The sequence below is a fragment of the Dyadobacter sp. genome (assembly GCF_017744695.1).
Classification (GTDB): domain Bacteria; phylum Bacteroidota; class Bacteroidia; order Cytophagales; family Spirosomataceae; genus Dyadobacter.
In genome coordinates this window covers 1-18,136 of sequence record NZ_JAGIAS010000001.1, presented here as the reverse complement: position 1 = coordinate 18,136, position 18,136 = coordinate 1, and the positions used below count along the sequence as shown (strand labels likewise).

At 49.8% G+C, this 18,136-nt stretch carries 17 protein-coding genes; all 17 read left to right on the top strand.

All coding sequences use genetic code 11. The features are described 5' to 3' along the window. Window positions 1-11 precede the first annotated feature (11 nt). Entirely contained in the window at window positions 12-1,427 is a 1,416-nt protein-coding gene (locus tag J7619_RS00085; protein ID WP_291192648.1) for a phage portal protein, read from the top strand. Beyond that, window positions 1,420-2,280 carry a phage minor head protein gene (locus J7619_RS00080; RefSeq protein ID WP_291192646.1) on the top strand — a complete coding sequence of 287 codons (861 nt, stop codon included), beginning with the start codon at window positions 1,420-1,422 and terminating at the stop codon, window positions 2,278-2,280. The genes J7619_RS00085 and J7619_RS00080 overlap by 8 nt, the downstream gene beginning before the upstream one ends. Window positions 2,281-2,360: 80 nt before the next feature. After that, window positions 2,361-3,056: an HK97 family phage prohead protease gene (locus J7619_RS00075; RefSeq protein WP_291192644.1), complete on the top strand. Its 696-nt coding sequence runs from the start codon at window positions 2,361-2,363 to the stop codon at window positions 3,054-3,056. Further along, window positions 3,049-4,293, top strand: a complete 1,245-nt coding sequence (locus J7619_RS00070; protein ID WP_291192642.1) for a phage major capsid protein — start codon at window positions 3,049-3,051, stop codon at window positions 4,291-4,293. The genes J7619_RS00075 and J7619_RS00070 overlap by 8 nt, the downstream gene beginning before the upstream one ends. A gap of 96 nt (window positions 4,294-4,389) precedes the next feature. After that, window positions 4,390-4,725, top strand: coding sequence for a hypothetical protein (locus tag J7619_RS00065; RefSeq protein ID WP_291192640.1), 336 nt, complete (start codon window positions 4,390-4,392; stop codon window positions 4,723-4,725). A gap of 14 nt (window positions 4,726-4,739) precedes the next feature. Beyond that, window positions 4,740-5,273: a phage head-tail connector protein gene (locus J7619_RS00060; RefSeq protein WP_291192638.1), complete on the top strand. Its 534-nt coding sequence runs from the start codon at window positions 4,740-4,742 to the stop codon at window positions 5,271-5,273. Then, entirely contained in the window at window positions 5,261-5,599 is a 339-nt protein-coding gene (locus tag J7619_RS00055; protein ID WP_291192636.1) for a phage head closure protein, read from the top strand. The genes J7619_RS00060 and J7619_RS00055 overlap by 13 nt, the downstream gene beginning before the upstream one ends. Next, the gene (locus tag J7619_RS00050) at window positions 5,596-6,060 is read left to right on the top strand and encodes a hypothetical protein (protein WP_291192634.1); all 465 of its coding nucleotides are present in this window, start codon (window positions 5,596-5,598) and stop codon (window positions 6,058-6,060) included. Before J7619_RS00055 ends, J7619_RS00050 begins: the two co-directional genes overlap by 4 nt. A 1-nt stretch (window position 6,061) precedes the next feature. Then, window positions 6,062-6,499 (top strand): hypothetical protein, encoded by a 438-nt coding sequence (locus J7619_RS00045; protein ID WP_291192631.1) that lies wholly within the window; start codon window positions 6,062-6,064, stop codon window positions 6,497-6,499. A 12-nt stretch (window positions 6,500-6,511) separates the two neighbouring features. Further along, window positions 6,512-6,928 carry a phage tail tube protein gene (locus J7619_RS00040; RefSeq protein WP_291192629.1) on the top strand — a complete coding sequence of 139 codons (417 nt, stop codon included), beginning with the start codon at window positions 6,512-6,514 and terminating at the stop codon, window positions 6,926-6,928. A gap of 13 nt (window positions 6,929-6,941) precedes the next feature. Beyond that, on the top strand, window positions 6,942-7,364 hold the full coding sequence (locus J7619_RS00035; RefSeq protein WP_291192627.1) for a hypothetical protein: 423 nt from the start codon (window positions 6,942-6,944) through the stop codon (window positions 7,362-7,364). Then, window positions 7,361-7,708, top strand: coding sequence for a hypothetical protein (locus tag J7619_RS00030; RefSeq protein ID WP_291192625.1), 348 nt, complete (start codon window positions 7,361-7,363; stop codon window positions 7,706-7,708). Before J7619_RS00035 ends, J7619_RS00030 begins: the two co-directional genes overlap by 4 nt. A 2-nt stretch (window positions 7,709-7,710) precedes the next feature. After that, window positions 7,711-9,894 (top strand): tape measure protein, encoded by a 2,184-nt coding sequence (locus J7619_RS00025; RefSeq protein ID WP_291192623.1) that lies wholly within the window; start codon window positions 7,711-7,713, stop codon window positions 9,892-9,894. Between the two features lie 2 nt (window positions 9,895-9,896). Further along, window positions 9,897-14,324 (top strand): hypothetical protein, encoded by a 4,428-nt coding sequence (locus tag J7619_RS00020; protein WP_291192621.1) that lies wholly within the window; start codon window positions 9,897-9,899, stop codon window positions 14,322-14,324. Between the two features lie 33 nt (window positions 14,325-14,357). Then, on the top strand, window positions 14,358-15,731 hold the full coding sequence (locus J7619_RS00015; RefSeq protein WP_291192619.1) for a hypothetical protein: 1,374 nt from the start codon (window positions 14,358-14,360) through the stop codon (window positions 15,729-15,731). A 26-nt stretch (window positions 15,732-15,757) separates the two neighbouring features. Continuing rightward, complete coding sequence (locus J7619_RS00010) at window positions 15,758-16,030, top strand: hypothetical protein (RefSeq protein ID WP_291192617.1); 273 nt, start codon at window positions 15,758-15,760, stop codon at window positions 16,028-16,030. A gap of 5 nt (window positions 16,031-16,035) precedes the next feature. Next, on the top strand, window positions 16,036-18,136 hold a 2,101-nt coding region (locus J7619_RS00005), incomplete at its 3' end, for a hypothetical protein (protein ID WP_291192615.1).

The window sequence follows — 18,136 nt, the reverse complement described above, 5'->3', positions numbered from 1 at the left end:
ATTATAAAACAATGGGAGTATTTGATGTTTTCAAGCAGAAGCAGGACTCTATTCGAGTGACCTCCTCGGTATCTGCGAACCGCCCTATGGAGATGCTTTTAAAGTGGCAGCCAAACGGGCAGGTTATTATGTACAATACCAACGGGGAAGAGCTATTGGATAAAGGCTTCCTCAGCAATCACGCCATTTTTACTATCCAAGACTGGAAGTGCCAAAAGGTGGCAATGGCACCTTTTATTCTTTATGAGGTCCGTGACAAAAAGCTTTACAAGCAGATGCGGAATCTGTTGAAGTTTGCTACTCCCGAAGCAATGGACACGGTCCGGGTTCTGCACAAAAGCGCACTTGTTGAGGTCGACCGCCCAGAGATTACCCGGATATTCGACCGACCCAATCCTATGATGCCGTGGGCGGAATTTGCATACGGTACAGTCCTTTACAAAGACCAGATAGGCGCTGGTCATTGGATGGGTGTGCGTGCTGGCAGCGCAAACGACCCGACTACCGGAAAGATCCGTGAAATCTATTTGCCTCCTGCACACCACATGGTTGCCGAATCTGGTGGTATGACTCAGCCGGTAGGAAAGTGGTTTCTAAAAACTAACCCAGAAGTGAAGATCGATGCAGCCAATGTGTATAGCCTCCGCAATTTTTCGCCAATCTACACAACTGAAACTCAGTTCCTTTATGGACTATCCCGCCTGCATGCGCTGCGTGCCATCCTTCAAAAGCATAATGAGGGGACAAAGACCGAAGCCGAAATTTATGCGCAGAAAGGTATTCGTGATATCGTTTTCCCGCAGGCATTGCCGGAACATGCGGTGATCGATTACGATACTTTCCAGCAAACCCGGGACGCGTGGAACCAGAAGGTTAATGAGGCAAAGCAAGGAAACATCCTGATTAATGACGTACCATTGGGTTCTCTCCGTATTGGTTTTTCCCCGCAGGACCTTGGCTTGCTCGAATCTCAGTCTGTCACCAAAAAAGACTTTTGCGCAGCCTATCACGTAAAGCCGGAGATATTTGGATGGTCGGACCAGTCGACATTTAATAACGTCGCTGAGGCAAGGAAATCCAGTTTTACAGACGCGGTAGTACCAGAGCTTGAAGCAATGGTCGACGCATTGAATACGTGGTATCTGCCCTCATATGATGACTCGGGCAAGTTGGCTATTGCCGTGAATTACGACCATTTCGCAGAATTGCAGGAAGATAGCGCGGAAAAAGCAAAATGGCTTGACCTGGTTCCACTTTCAGCAAATGAGTTCCGTGAAGCCATGGGATGGGGAGAGGGTAATGGCGAGAACGATAACAAAACCCTCGTTAACAGCGGTAAGAAGATTCTGGACGACCTCGGACTGGAAAGCTTCCGCGGCAATCCGGATGCGAGCTACGACGAGGATTTGAATAATAATAATGGATAATCAACAACGGCACGACTACTGGCGGAAATATGCCCGTCAGAATGCAAAGTATGAGCGCAACGGTGTTGTGCACTTTCGTCGTGTCGTAGCGGAAACGTTAAAGCCGGTTATCTCCCTGGCTACCGAGCAGGGTGCAGCGGCGGCGCTGGCTTCTGTTGATGTGCTGATCAGCCGCGCGTTCATCGAACAGGGATTTGTCGAATTCTATTACTACGTCGGCACTATGCACAAGGCATGGGCAGAGGCTGAATTCAAAAAACGTAAACGAAAAGACCGCGGATTGCCGCCGATCGATGTAAACCGGGTGGCTGTTGATCCTGCGGATGCTGGCTTTGGCGCGGGCTTCTTTAATCCTGCCTGGTTGCAACGATTAAAGAACCTGGTTTATAGCTCGGAGGTTGCCAGTCGTGTCACCAGCATTGCCAACACTTTAAAAAAGAAGCTCCGTGCGGTCCTGGGGCGTGCTGTAAAAGAGGAAGTCCGCCCTTCGGCCATGGCTCGCAGGATTCATGACGAAATGGGCGGTAAGTTCAGCGAAGCCCGCGCGCGCCTGATCGCAAGAACGGAGGCTACCTATGTGGCCAACGTGGCTGCAAAGCAGCAGGCCATCGAGACAGGACTCAAACTCGTAAAGGTGTGGATCGATACCAGGGATGCACGCGTGCGGGATACTCACTGGAAGAATGCCGACCCGATAGGCTTCGAAGAAAAGTTTAAAGTTGGGGATGCATTGATGGATCATCCGGGCGATCCGGCCGGCGGAGCAAAGGAGTGCTGCAACTGCCGATGCTGCGTCGCATACCTTCCAGCTGACGATCACGAAGATATTTTCCCAAAAGAACCAATTTTTTAATACGTATATAGACAAGCGGTTAAAGTTTGACATGTTTGGTTGCTAATATTTGCGATTAGCAAGAAAATCCACTGTATTTAATGGACCTGTTAAAGAGCATAGACCAGTCTATCACCGATATTGATGTTTCGAAAGGCATCATTACCGGCTATTTTTCGTCCTTTGATTTCAAGGATAATGACGGCGATATCATCCGTAAAGGAGCCTGGCAAAAAACCATTGCCGAGAACGGGCCAACCGGCACACAACGTATCCGCCATTTGCTCGACCACGACAAGACAAAATCAGTGGCAGAGCCGCAATCTTTGGAAGAGGACCACTTCGGGCTAAGGTATGTTTCGAAAGCAGGACGTCACACCAATGGGCGTGATTTTCTTTTGATGTGCGAGGACAAGTTGATTAAAGAACACTCCTTCCGTGGCAAGGCGGTAAAGCAGTCATTTTCCAAGGCAGACAACTCGAACATCATTACCGAGGTGTTCATGTGGGAAGGCTCTTCGATGCAGGCATGGGGCGCGAATCAATGGACGCCGCTGGTAAGCGTAAAGTCGCTGTCCGACTTGCAGGAAACTTTCGAGGTACTGGTAAAAGCATTTAAAACCGGCAAATACTCCGATGAAAAATTCATGGAGTTGGAGCCATTATACAAAGAACTTGGTGAGTTTTTTAAATCCACTCCTGAGCCGGGCAAATCCACTCAGCAGCCGGAAGACAAGAATAAGCCGACTTTTAGTTATTCTGAAATTTTCCAAAAATCACTTCATCACAATGTCTGATAGCGAAGAATTAAAAAAGATCCAGGAGATCGGCGATGCGATTAACATCCGCATGAAAGCCTTGGAAGACAAAGCCACGTCGAATGCTACTGCCCTGGAAAAAGTTAAGGAACTGGACACGCTCTGGAACCAGGTCAAAGATAACCCCGACAAGATCAAAGAACTTGGCGATAAGGTTGAAGATGTTATCGTGAAATTGAACCGCCCTGACTTCGGCAAGGAAGTTATTGAAAGCTATGCGTCGGGTCTGGAAAAGACTTTGACCAAGGGCTTGGAGGGTGTTGATTTCGGCGACCGCAACGCGAGTAAAAAAATCGTTTGGGATATGGGTCAGCGCGGTTTGATTAAAGCGGCAGGAACCATTACTAACGCCAACTTCACAGACGCAGCCTCTGGCCTTGCTGTCCCGTTTAATCCTGACTTTGATCAGCAATTGGTAACCAGCCCACGCCGCAAGGTACACATGCGTTCGGTTATTCCTATTCTGCCCATGTCTGGTGATGCAATCCGCTATCAACAGCATAAAGGCCATGGTGAAGGCGAGATCGACATCCAGGTAAACCAGGGAGATAGAAAGCAACAGATCGAGGAAGAATACGAAATGGTTGACTTGATCCCTCGCACAATCGCGGGTTTCTACCGCGTTTCAAAGCAGGAGATTGCCGACGTTACCTTCCTTACCCAATCGCTCCTTTCTGAGGGCACAGAGCGCTTCATGAAAGTTGAGGACGCGAAGTTCCTTTATGGTGTTGGCGGCTCGAATGATATCAAAGGCATTAATGAGTATGCTGCGTTGTTCACTGGCGATATGCCGAATTACTACGAGGCTATCCTCAATCCTATTTTCGAGCTGCTTGATGCGGATGAAGATCCGAACTCTGTTTTGCTGCGGCCGTCGACCTATTGCCAGCTACTGAAATACAAAACCACAACCGGTCAATATAATTTCCCGATGTTGTTTGTACCTGACCAGCAGCAGCCAATGTCTATCGCTGGTGTGCCAATCAACATGAGCACTGCCGTGCGCCTCAATGAGGGTTTTGTCGGTGGTTTCAGTGCTGAAACTATGCAGATCCGTGTGCGTGAAGCGCTTTCAATTGCCTTCGCCTATGAGGATGCCAACAACTTCACTGAAAACCTTGTGACAATCCGTTTGGAGGCTCGCGAGACTTTGCAAATGAAGCGCGCGAAAGCAGTCAAGAAGATCGATTTCACCCAGGTAGCGCCTGCGGCATAATTGCTCAACGTTCATTAAAAGGATGCCTTCCACTGCGAAGGCATCCTTTCTAACTCTCCTGAATGGAAATACTGTACTTCATCAACAAGATCGAAAATGAAAACTTACAAGGTGGTTAACCGGTTTCACGATGCTCAGAATGGCTACGTGCTGCGCAAAGTAGACGAGCAGCTCATTTTGACTGTCGAGCGTGGCGAGGAACTCGCCGCAAAAGGCTTTGTACAGGCCGCTGAGGACGACGGAGACTTGGGTGGTTCAGATTCATCTACCAGCGCCAATGACGAGGATTCCCAAAAGGAAACGGTTGCCAATCCGCCATCAACAGAATTACTTGACAATCTTGCGGAGTCGTTAAAAGCCGCAGTTGAGGCCAAGAAAGCAACCAAAGGAAAAGGTAAGCCTGTGGTCACCAAAGAAGAGAAAAACGTCTAACCCAAGGCTCTCAGATGGTGACACGTGGTTTTACATACAGCAGGATCGAAACCGGCGAAGAGCCGGTCGATCTTGCTATGTATAAAGCTCACCTTGAAATAGATTTCTCTGATCACGATACGCTGTTACAATTCTTGTTAAAGGCAGCCCGCAAGCAGGTAGAGAAGTTTTTGAGCGTTTCGCTCGTGACCTCTACCATCACCGCCCGCTGGGAAGAACTTACCTCGGTAGAAATCCCATATGGCCCGGTGATATCAGTTACCAGCGTGAAGGATGCCGCCGGCGAGGACGCCACGCATACGATCGAAGGTATGGTACCAGGATTTGCCCGAATCAAGGCAGGCCGCGCAATGCCCACGATATTGATGTACGAGGCGGGCATGGCAGAGGTAGACGAAGATATCCAGCTTGCGATTATGAAGCTTGCGACAGACAATTTTGAGCAGCGTACAGGACTGGACCTTTCGGGGCGCGGCGGTTATCAGCTTTTTGCTAACAACTGGATGAAAACGGTGGCGAGCCACAAACGGATAACATGGGCGGCATAAACCCAGGAAGACTGCGAGACCGGGTTGAGTTTCAATCCTTAAACAGGACTGAAACGGACCGCGGCGGCGATAATGGTGCATTCGTGACGGCTTTTGAAACCAAGGCTGAAATCGTCCCTATGAAACCGGTTACAACGGTTGAGGATGGGCAAATGACGATCATCCAGCCTTACAGGGTTTTGATCAGGTATTCAGAGGAGCACGCCGTTAAACCGGATATGAAGCTACTCTGGAAGGGAGCCAAGTTTTTGATCAGCAATATTATGCAGCCGGATACGCGAAACCGGACCCAGACATTTACGATTACGCAAACGGACGAAGAGTGAAAATAGAGGTAGGTGGCGTTGAAGCATTTGTATCCACTTTAAACAAGTGGAACAAGCGAATGATTGCCCAGGCGAACAAAGAGGTGATTGGCGCGGCGATGCGGGCGGCCGGCTTAGCACGTCAGCGATGCCAGCCTCACGATGATGACGATGCGGTTACTTCTGCCGACATACGTGCAGTTGCCCAAAGCATCAACTATACCCATGACAAGGAGAATATTTCTGCGCAGGTTTTCGCAGGGAATACCCAGAAAGATCACTTTGCGGCCTATTTGGAGTTCGGCACCGGGGACCATGCAAAAAAGTACGTTAAGACGCTTCCTTACGAATACGAGGTACTTGCATGGCAGTTTTTTGTGAACGGGAAAGGTACGATGCGAGAGCATCCTTTTCTCATACCCAGCTACCGCCAGGAAGGAAAACGGTTTGTAGAAAGAATGAAAGGCCTGCGGCCATTATAACATGAGTAAGAGAAATGTCGCGCGCCCGATTGGGAAGGCATACTTCGATTTGCTGAACAACATGGTGATAGAGGGACATACAGTGCCATTTGTCCATATGCGCGCAGCTTACTCAAAAAGCAAGCCATTCATCCGGCTATTGTCGCTGACTGCTTTCGATGAGAACACAAAGGATGCATTTGACTGTACCGCCACTGTTGACTTAGAAGTTCATACCAGCTTTCCCGGCGACTTTGGAAACATGGACCTTGCCGACGCAATTGCGGATGAATTGTTTGCCCGGGTGATGCCTGAGCCTGGTAAAAGTGGAATTCAAGCACCAGGGCTCAACATAATCAGCGCAAAAATGCTGGAAATGCGAGACCGGGACGAGTGGAATGGCAAGGAGAGCAAATACCAAAAGTTTATCACAATAGAGCATATCGTTTTTCAAAAATAACTTCATCAACAAATGGAATTTAACGGATCGGAATTTAAGGCGTACCTCGCCGGAAGTCCTAAGAAATTGATTGCGGGCACCCGTAACCTTTCCTTAAATGTCTCATCTGAATTACTGGACACAACAACCCGTGATGCAGGTGGATGGAAGCGGAACTTGTACGGACTTCGCTCATGGACATTTAGCATGTCTGGTGTGCTGGATTGGGTTGAGGGCATGAATGAGGCCAGAGCAAAGTCAATACTCGGTTTTATTCTCAACCGTACCCAATTATCCTTGGAAATGGGCACCGATGATGTCGGCGACGAAATGCTGACTGGAAATGCCAAGGTAATGGATTTTAGCCTTTCAACGCCTCATGAGGGAGTCTGCGAATGGACGGCTGAGGGTGAAGGTAATGGCGCTCTGGATATCGAAACAATCGCTTAATCAAACCCCTCTTATGGAAGTCAATAAACTAATCGGATACACGGAAATAACAGTCCAGGGCGAAGTAATACCCATAAAGATGGGATCGGGCGCTTTGAGTCTTTTTTGCGACGAATACGGCGTAAAGGTTCATGAAATCGGGTCTATTTTCGATGTGGTAGAGAAAGATGGTAAGCGGTTTCCTATTCCTGTGAATTCATTGAAATGCCTTGCCTGTGCTCTATGGGCAGGCGCAAACCACATGAGGCATAGAGCGGGACAGCCATTTTACCAGATTTCAGAGGCATTTGATTGGGTCGACGAAATCGGTGGGCCAAGGTCGGAAACCGCCAGCCGGGTAATGGAATCCCTGTACAACTCCATTATTAATGGCGGCCCTGTTTCCGTTTCGGAAATGGGAGCCGGCGGAGGCGGCCGGCAAAAAAAAAGGCAATGACATGGGAAGACTGGCGATCCATAGCTATGGGTGAGCTTGGTCTGACTTATCAGGAATTCTACGATAAAACATTATTCGAGCTTTCGGCAGAGTATTGGGGGTATATAGTGCGGAATAATGACGCTGTAAGGCCGATCCGCAAACTATATACCCTTCTTCATAATATCCACGCAAAACACACCAGGACAGAGCAAAAACTGTGGCCACTGCCCTATGAATCACAGCAACAAGCGGCAGAAGAGCGCGAAATGTCGCCTGAGGAAAAAGCAGCGAGGAAAGCCGCCAGAAATGCCGAATTCAAGGAATTGCTCGAAGAGGCGAGAAAGCGAAAAGCTAAACGTTGATCATGGAAGAACCGGAATTAGTATTCAAATACAGGGCTGACCTTGCCGACTTTGAGAAGGGCAACGAGCGAGCCCAGCAGCAGGTAAATAAAACCGCGCAGGAAACCAAGAAAGCTTCAAGTGTGGCCGAGAAGTACGGCGACGTCATGGCACAGGTTTCGACAGTGATGGGCGGTGCCTTTGTGACCGCTGGAATAGCGGTTGCAACCGCGGTATATGGCGCAAACAAGCAGGTTGATAATTTCACAAAATCCCTGCGCATATCCAGTGGGACCTCCGATAACTACCAAAGAAATCTCGAAGCGCTGACCGAGATTGCCGACAGGAACAAGAAAAGCATATTTGGTCTTGCCGAGGGCTATAACATGCTTACCCGGGAAACGCGCGGCACAGCGAATGAGGGGCAGCCTACGGTCGACATGTTCAATAGCTTGACGAACGTAGCCAGCAAGACCGGATTTTCTGTTTCGGACACGACCGATCGATTTGCGGCCTTCATCGACAAGATGAAGGAGGGTACAGTGGACTCAAAAGGCCTTACCAATGAATTGGACAAGCGGCTATACGAGTCGTTTCTCAAAGTAGCAAAGGGTATTGGCGCTTCCGATGCGGAATTAAATGAGCTGCTTAAATCCAGTGACCGGGCGGTAGCCCAGGTGCTTCCCGCTTTGGCGGCCGAGTTTGAGCGCTCATTGGGCGATATCCCGCAAAAAGAGGCGCATGATCTTGGAGAGGCGTTTGAATACGCCTATTCGAAGTTAACCTTACTACTGAATGGGCTATTCGAGACTTCCGGTGCAGAATCTGTATTGACAAAGCTGACAGAGGATGCCGGAGGCTTTTTGGACGTTTTGGGAAAGGTAAACAAGGCATACGGAGCGATTGGGACTACCGGTTATGCGGTCGGCACTGCGTCAGCGAAGTATCTGAATACTTTAATTGGCGGAGTCGAGAAAGCGACCAACCTTCTTCCGTTCATAGAAGGGAAGCTTCCGCGGGTTACTGAACCGTCCGAGATGATGGCGCCGTACCTGGAATACGCAAATAACCAGAACAAGAAGCCATCAATGCCGAATTTCCCTATTTCAGGGGAAATCAAGGGCAGTCAGTTTTACATTGGCACATCGAACTCTCTGGGTCTTCAAGCAGAACTGGAAAAGACCCGCGCCGAGGCCGCAGAGAAGGAAAACAAGAAGCGGATTGCTAACGAGAAACGTTTAGCCGGCGAAAGGAAGCGGGCACTGGATGAGATTGCCAGGCAGGAAGTACAGGAATCAAAAGAGCGCATCCGTGATGGTGAATTGCAGGCAGAGAAGAATGTTCGGGAACATTATGAAAACCGGCCATCATCTAATATTTCCAATCGATTACTGACCAACAAAGGGACAGAAGTAGACTGGAATTTTGCTACGGATAAGGTTACCGAGCATTTCAGCAGCGACACTTCAAGCATGGCAACTGCCATGGAAAAGCTCGCCCACGTCATTGAGCAAATCAATGAATTGCCTGGAATCGATTGGGCGGCAAAGATACAGGCTGACAAGCTCAAAAAGGAGCAGATAGAATTATCTCAGTCTGCCGAGGCGATTAATGAAGCAGTAGGGCAACAGTTGGCAGAGGCATTTAATGCAGCCGGTCGGTCCATTCCGCGGGCAGTCGGACAAATGGTCGGATCCGTGGCTATGGGTGGCGACGAAATGAATTCTGTTGGCAACGTATTCTTCCAGATTGCGGCAGATTTGTTTGATCGTGTTGGAGAGGCGCTTTTGACTGCATCTGGAATATTTAAGGCTTCTCAGATAGCGATTAAAACTATGAACCCAGCGGTGGCAATCGCTGGTGCGGTGGCTTCATTTGCCGCTGCTCAGGTGCTCCGGTCCCAGATCGATAATGCTGGTAAAGAGGCAAGTCGCGGCTTTTTCACTGGTACCGCGCGCGTAGGCGCCCTTGCGCCCGTCGGTGTAGATAATATCCCGATCAACGTGTCGGCAAATGAAATGATTTTGAATACCCGCCACCAGAGGAATTTATATGGGCTGATAAATGGCTCAAATGCTCCGACGGCGGCCGGCGGCTCAATGGTTGCCAGCAAAAAGGATAGTGATGTGCTTATAGCAAAATGGGCGGCTGACGACCTGGCTGTCGTATTGAAGCGTGGGCAGCGTAAACTAAACAGGTTAAAGTAGTAATGGCATACGGATTAAACTTTTTTCTGGAAACAGCCGATTTAGAAGACACTCTTTACCGAACTGAAATACTCCGCAGGGGTTATTCGGGCGAGGCCATTGAAGTCACAGACGGGACATTGTCCCCGGTTGTGATATCGATGGTGGATGATGTTGCTTCGGATGTTTTTGCTTCGGTCCGGTCCCAAAAGATAGAATTGGAGTGGGTTTCCGATCAGGATTCAGGATTTGATATTTCCGCCTTGTTTATCACTGACGAGCAGGAGTATAAAGTCATTTGTAAAAAATGGGTTGCCGGAGCGTTTGAAGTTGTCTGGGCGGGTTACCTGACATTCACAGGGTGCAAAGAGCCATTTTTACCGAAACCTTATCCGGTTCAAATGACTGGCGTCTGTGGCCTTGGATTGATGCGTGATCAGAACTTTCTCGACAAAGACGGTAAGTTCGTAGAGGGAACTTTGAGCCTGATGGACATCATTGTGAATTGCCTTGCCCAGGCGCACCTTGATCTTGATATTGATGTTAGCGTCGGGTTAAAGTCGGACCTGGCAAACCCCATACCGCTATCTCAGACGTACATTGGAACCGACGGGTTGCGCGGAAAATCGGCGTATGACACGTTGAGTGAAATACTAAACTCGGTCAATGCTTTCATTTCGCAGCAGGACGGGAAATGGTTTATACGGGGAGTCTCAGAGCAGCAAGCCGAGCAAATTAGTGTTTACCGCTTTTCGGCAAATGGTGATTTTATTGAGCAAGCGACGGTTACGCAGATTCTCACGATCGGCAGCGAGGATTTAGTTTCCGATTCTCCCGATTTCGTCAACCTGTTTCCGATGTCGGACGTAGAAGAAAGTTTTGCGGAGCCCTATTCTGTTGTAACCAATATTGTTTCACCGGGAATTGCGGTAAATCTGCTCAAAAACGGGACTTTCAACCCGAATGGCAATCCTTGGGGAATCAATCTGGGGGCTATGAGCGGATGGGCGAATAGTCCGGAGCCAAAGGGGTGGAGGTATGAAGGGTCCGGCACACCGGATGATCCTTACCGGTTTATCATGATAGGCTCGGTTAAAACTACCGGAGATATTGTCTATGATCAAAAAGACGCCAATGTTCAGGCGAACACCACAATTTACAATACCGAACCGATCACCATCTATCGCGATGGCGGAAAGGACTCCTATCCGAATATAAAGATTGTAGTGGCGGGGGCCTTCCGCATGCGCGACGGCGGACGTCTGATGATTTCCTGCCGCCTGAATGACGGGGATAGGGAATTTGTTGACTGGCTTGACGAAAACGGAACCTGGACACAGGAAAAAAAGTTTGTCAAACGCACCAATATCAAAGTAACTGGCGACACGCCACACAATCCGGATGAATACCTGCAACTGGCTGACATTCCCTTGCAGACTTTCGAGGTGACGAGCTCGAAGATTTCCTCATACCTGAATAGGCCGGGCGGATGGATTGCTAAGCTGTATTTCAATATATATCCGACTGGCGTAGGGAAGGAAACCTTCCCGGAGATAAGCAATAATTTCTCGCCGGCAGTGTGGTTGGAGGATTTCAGTGTCTCGATCACGACTGAAACCAAGTTCGAGGGAGAGCACGACTATCAAATCGATGCAAAGAAAATCATTCGTAACGGCGAGGAGTACGAATACACAACTATCGTTGCGGACAAGATCAGTATCCAGACAGCGCACCAGAAACGTGACGACTTCCGGGTAATGACTGGTTACGCATCCGTCGGTATCGCGAATTTAACTAAGGCATGGCGCCGTATGGTTAATGGTTCGTTTGTGGGCGATCCAGAGCCCTTGCAGCACTTAACCTTACGCGAGAGACTGAGATTGCTTTGTGGAAAGCGTCGCGTGCTTGAAGGGACTTTTTATGGAGAAGGTGCGGGTCCGGCCCACTCGGTTAAGAGTCTTTTTGATGAAGATCCGAATACGTTCTATACTATTACCGGATGGCGCTGGGACATCAAGAACAGGCTTTACTCGCTCCGCATCCATGAACTTGACTTTACCCCATTGGCGGATGAAGTCATCACGCTGACTGATTCCAGGGACAATGGACGAGGGAACAGGCTATATTCTGGCGGTGGCGGATCTTCGAGTTCTGGAAATGGGAGCAACACCGGGAATGAAGGGCACGAAGAAATCCTGCTAAATGAGCCGATCGAGCCATTTGAGTATGAAGTGTTGGTTGAGGATGAGGATTACCGGGTACTGGATATCGGTGCGTTGATACTTTCTAACCATGTGCCCGAGCTGCTTGAAGCGAGAATATTGAATTATCCGGATTGGATCAGCGAGGTAGTTTTTTATCGCGGCGAGGACTTGGACCCGGAGGCTGTTCCAGAAGGCGGCATTTTGCAGTTCAAATGGATTGGGAGGCCGATAAAATCGGGTAATTATCAAATCAATATAGAGCTGATTGGCGGGTCTGGTGAGGACTACGTCTTGGTTGTTCCTATCGTGGTGGACCCCTCCGAAGACTTCACCGAAGAGTGGCCCCCGGTGTATGATCCGTTTCCTGTGCTTTACTTTTCGTTGAAAGAGGAGAGTACCACAGGCTTTTTAATTACGGACTACCTGACCACCGATCACGTCAACCTGACGTATCGCATCTTAGGGAAGCCTGATTGGATCACAGCCCAATCTGTGGTGTTTGATCAGCTGTCAATGACAGGTACGCCTGTCGCGATTGAGCGCAGGACGGTTATCCTTGAAATTAAGGATGCCATCAATCGGGTAAGCATGGAGGAGATTATTTTGCAGGTAATTCCCGCTACCAAGATTTCCTGCGAGTTATTGGGCATACCTGGACCGGAAGTGCTCGGAGATTTGCCTGGCGCTTTCCCGCTTCCGGCAAAGTGGGATTTAGGTTTTGAGGTCGACGGCCGGCATGATAAGGTAATCCTCACTATAAAAGGTGGTGGTGATACGGGCGAAGAGGTCGAAAAGTTGAAAATTTTCACACTGACCAATCCGGCAGAATCGGGCACGTACAGGATTTTTATAGACACGGACGGGGTAACAACTTCGGCAGGTCAGTTTGGGGCTGAGATCACGGTAATTTATGGCGAAAACCAGAAAGCGAAGACCTTTGATCTGACGCTCTACGACGAAGAATACCTGGCCAAGATGCGCAAGTACTTGACCAAGGGGGCCGACCGCATAGGCGAGATTATGCCGGATGGTAACACTTCATTTATTTACCCTGGACTGGCCAATGCGCGCGTCGAAATCCACGACATTGATTTCGACGAGATTTTCATTTCCCTTGAACGGGAAGGCGTCGAGGTAGGCGCGCAGCACCTTACCGGTATCGACCCTTTGATCAACTGGTGGTTTTATGCGCTCGATGAGGATACCGAATTGGAACCGGGCGTATATACATTTCCGGTAGAGCTTTTAAAGGAGGGTGTAACTGTTTTTAAGCGTACTGAAAAATTCACCATTGAAACCAAGGATGCCGAGCCGTTACCGGTGCTATCACTGGCCACATTTGCCGCGGGCACGACGAACGTAAACGTCTTGGCTGAAAATATCCCGCTGAAAGGCGCGGAATATGATCTGCCTTCGAATTATACGGTTGTGTTTAATGGGTTCGGCCCAGGTGTGTCATACTCCTCAGTGGAATCGAAATTCGAGTTTCTGCGCGGGGAGTCGTTTGCAGAGGTAGATGTTCAACAATATACAGGTTACCCGCAAATTACAACGTATCCGCAACCTGTAACCTCGGGGAAAGTCCTTATATTTGGGAACAAATCATCTTTGAAAATTGGGGATATTCACCAGGCGCCATCCCGGGTCCGCGTTACTTTTATCGGCAAAGACGAGAGCGGGAAAATAGTAGGCATCGCCCAGGCTGATTTCAGTTTTCGCGTGGCACTCGATCCGGAAGATTACAGCGGCTTTGCTTTCTTCGAGGATGATATTGCCACCGGATCAGGTGCGCTGATCGACGGCAATATGCCTCGTGACAACCGCAAATACCTTATGCCGGCGACTGGCAAAACTTGGAGCGTCCGCAGAAAGTCGTTCGAGGGAATGCCCTTTGAATATGTTTCGGTAACAGTTGGAAAGCTTGTATCTGGGGTTTGGCAGGACTATGGAAACGTTATTTACTTTCCGGAACCCACTACCGGCGTCGATGACTACGAGACGATACGGACAGAATGGGAGTTATCAGGCGGCAGGCCAATTGTCAAAAACTCGGTTCAGCCCATCTATATGGACGAGCCGGGCGAATACCGGGTGATAATGTCGATTAATGTCGATGGGATTAATCACGGATGGCAGACCAATTTCGAATTGATCGAGGACGTAGAGCCGCCTATTAAAGATTGCTGCGCCGATTGCGATTGCGAAGGCGGAGGAGAATGGAACGGAGGCGATGCGCCCGAGTGGTAATAAAGAATTTCATCAACAAACATAAATAAAGAAATGGCATTAGTTCAAACCTTCAAGGTGGCGACTTTACCCGCTACACCGGTTGCCGATGCAATCTACTACGTAAAGGGTCCCACCGAAACAAAACACCGTGTATGGGTAACCACTACGGCGGGTGTGGCGCGTGAGATCGATGCTGTAACCGAGGCGGCGCTTACAACAGCGCTCGCCCTGAAAGAAAACGTTATTGCTGCCGGCACCACTGCGCAGTACTGGCGCGGAGACAAAACATGGCAGACGCTTAATAAAGCAGCTGTCGGCCTGGGTAACGTGGACAATACGCCCGACGTAGACAAGCCACTGAGTAATGCGGATATCGCAGCACTCGCCCTCAAAGCGAACGACAACGCGGTTGTTCACAGAACAGGAGCCGTGAACGAATCCATCGACGGAATTAAGACTTTCGTTTCTTCGCCATTGGTACCTAATGCCACTACGGCGGGACAGGCGGCGGCTTACGGTCAGGTGACGGCGGGAGACGCTGCGTTGCAAACGCAGATCGACAACATCAATACCGCCATCGCGTCAGGACTTGAATTTAAAGGCACCATCGACGCATCAACAAACCCGAACTATCCTGCCGCTTCCGTGGGCGATGTTTACATTGTGAACGTAGCCGGTAAAGTCGGAGGAGCTTCCGGCGTAGATGTAGAGAACGGAGACATGCTGATTTGCCGTGTTGCCAGTGCTGCTGGTAGTCAGGCCACTGTGGGCGCGAACTGGAACATTGTTCAGAGTAACCTCGGAGCGGCTACCGAAACGACGATAGGTTACAGTAGAAGGGCGACTACGGCCGAGGCAACAGCGGGAACCTCTGATGTGGGTTTCATGACTCCGTTGAAAACCCAACAAAAGATCGATGCTACCGCAGTAAAGTGGGATGTAGCGCAAGCCCTGACAGCTCCGCAGCAAGCCCAGGCCCGGACAAACATCGGAGCGGCATCCGCGACCTCGATAGCAGGAACAGCCGGTAAGCTTAGCAAATTCACCGCAGCCGGTACTATTGGCGATAGTATCGCAACGGAAACAGCCGGAGCGATTACAATTGCCGGAGTTTTGGAGAGCGACCTCGCACCAAACTCCAACGTTCGAGGCTTAAACCTTAAAAATGGAGGGGTAGCCCGTTGGGGTGCGGGTAAAGCTGGACTTGAAACCGGCTCCGATGCTGGATCCGACTTTGTTCTGTGGGCTTACGCCGATAACGGTTCATTTCTAAGGGAGGCCTTCAAAATAACTCGTTCAACCGGAGCGGCTACGTTTCTCAGCACTGTAACGGTAGGTACGCCAACTGCACCCGGCCATGCGACGACCAAAGCTTATGTAGACGCAATCGGCGCGGGCTTGAACTGGGCAGCAACTGAGTGGTAATTCATCAACACTAAATCGATAAATCAATGGCATTTGATAAGGAAAAGGACGCCTTGGATAGCGTATTCAACGGGCTCGACCAGGCCTGTCGCAAGGGAGCCTATGGCTTGCAGGAAGCGGCCAAATTAATGAGCGACGTGAATACGATCGGCTCTCTATTACATGGCGGTGTGAACGCCATTCTCTCCCAAATCGTGCAGCCTCCGGCCGAGGATCAACCGGCCGAGGAAAACCAGGAGGCGGAGCCGTCACCCGAATCAATCCCAGGAACAAACCAGAAAGTAGCTAAATCCAGATAATTGCAATGGGAGCAGTAAAGATGTACCGCAATTCCTCTCTTCCGTCGCCTGGAACAATGGCGGCGGACCAGGTGCGGTTTGTCAAGGTAGGTAGCAGCTACATCCAGTATGTAATTGATAACTCCGGCGTGGCTATTCCTCCGGCTGTAATGGCCCACACCCATAACATTTCGGACGTAACCGGCCTGCAAACCGCGCTCGACGGGAAAAGCGATACAACCCACACCCACGCCAACGCAACTATTACAGTGGCCGGGTTTATGTCGGCAGCTGATAAGGTGAAATTGGATGGGTTGAGTAACTACGTGCATCCAAACTCTGGGGTATCAGCCGGCACCTATCGTAGCGTCACCGTTGACGCGATGGGTCACGTTACAGCTGGAACGAACCCTACTACGTTGGCGGAATATGGGATTACCCAGCGTTACGTTTCACTGGATCCTGCGGATGGTTTCGCTACACCCGTGAAAAGCTCCTACGACCTGAATACTTCGGCGCTGACCGCTTACGGATACGCCACAACGGCGACGAACCGCCCAACAGGTGCAGCAGCGAACGGGTATTTCTCGACCAACGCCATTGACAGTACATCGTTTTTCCAAACGTTCGCCAACCCAACGGTTCAGGATGCCTTTTTCTACCGTAGGAGAAACACGAGCACTAATTACGCCTGGTTGCAGGTGGCTTCGCGGGAATGGGTGGCTACTCAGATTTCAGGGACGACTGGCAAACTTGCAATGTTTACGGGTGCCAATACGGTTGGCGATAGCATCGTTTCTCAAAGCGGTATAAATGTTACGGTAGCCGGGCAATTTATTTCGGATGTTGCAGCCAGCGGCTCCGGGTCGCGTGGATTTGGCTATATGGCTAACGGGCTTCTACGGTGGACTATCGGGAAGTTCGGACTTGAAACGGGCTCTAATGCCGGTTCAGACCTTGTCTTTTATAGGTTCAACGACGCCGGAGCATTTATAGCCGAAGCGCTGAATATCAACCGAGCTACCGGCAATGTGACATTCGCAGGGACTATCACTGCCAGTGGAGGGAATAGCACGCAGTGGAATGCATCGGTGCCTTCCACAAGAACCATAACCATTAACGGCACTACGTTTGATTTGACAGCTAACCGCTCGTGGACGGTTGCCGGAGGGGTTGGAGGATCTGGAACTACCAATAGTTACGCGTTATGGACATCGGGCAGCAATATAGGCGTTGGCTCTCTAAGTGAGGATACTACCTATTTGATAACGAATAAGTCTATACGGATAGGGTATCAATCTGGCGGCACGAACAGGCACATTGAATCATACCATAGCACGTCACTTGCGGCCCTATATTTTTTGAAACCTTCATTAACTGAGGGATGGGTTTACGGATATGCAAATGACGATTTCAATTTTCAATACGCACACCCGACCAATCCGCAAAGGTTATTTCAGTTCAAGGCGAATGGACAGTTTGCGTTAGACATTCCGACAGGTATTGCGCCGTTTGGACTGGTCAGCACAACGATGAGCCCCAATCTGAACGCGGATATGCTTGATGATTTGCATGCATCGGCGTTTGTTCAGACAAGCAGGACGCTTACCATTAACGGAACTACCTTCGATCTTTCGGCGAACAGGTCTTGGACGATCGCGGCAGGAATCGGAGGAAGCGCTACGGTAGGTAGACTCCCTAAAATGGCAACGACAACAACGTTGACGGATAGCCTTCTGAGTGAATCCGGAATTAGCATCACTGCCAATGGTGGAATTTTTGTTTCCGATACACCAACAAACTCTAACGTTCGCGGAGTCTCAATTTTAAATGGAGGAGGTCCACGTTGGTCGTTTGGGAAAGCGGGCACCGAGTCAGGTTCAGATTCGGGCTCTGATTTCACCTTATGGAGTTACAGCGATGCCGGGGCCTTCGTGCGGGAGCCGTTGCGCATTTCTCGCGCAACTGGCAATGCCACGTTTTCCGGGGCTGTATCCGCAGGCAGCTTGTCGGTAGGCGGCAATACCAGTTCACAATGGACTCAGGCATTCAACTGGGGGAACCATGCAACTGCTGGATATGCTACTGTAAACTATGTCGATACTAACTTCTATTCTAAGGGATACA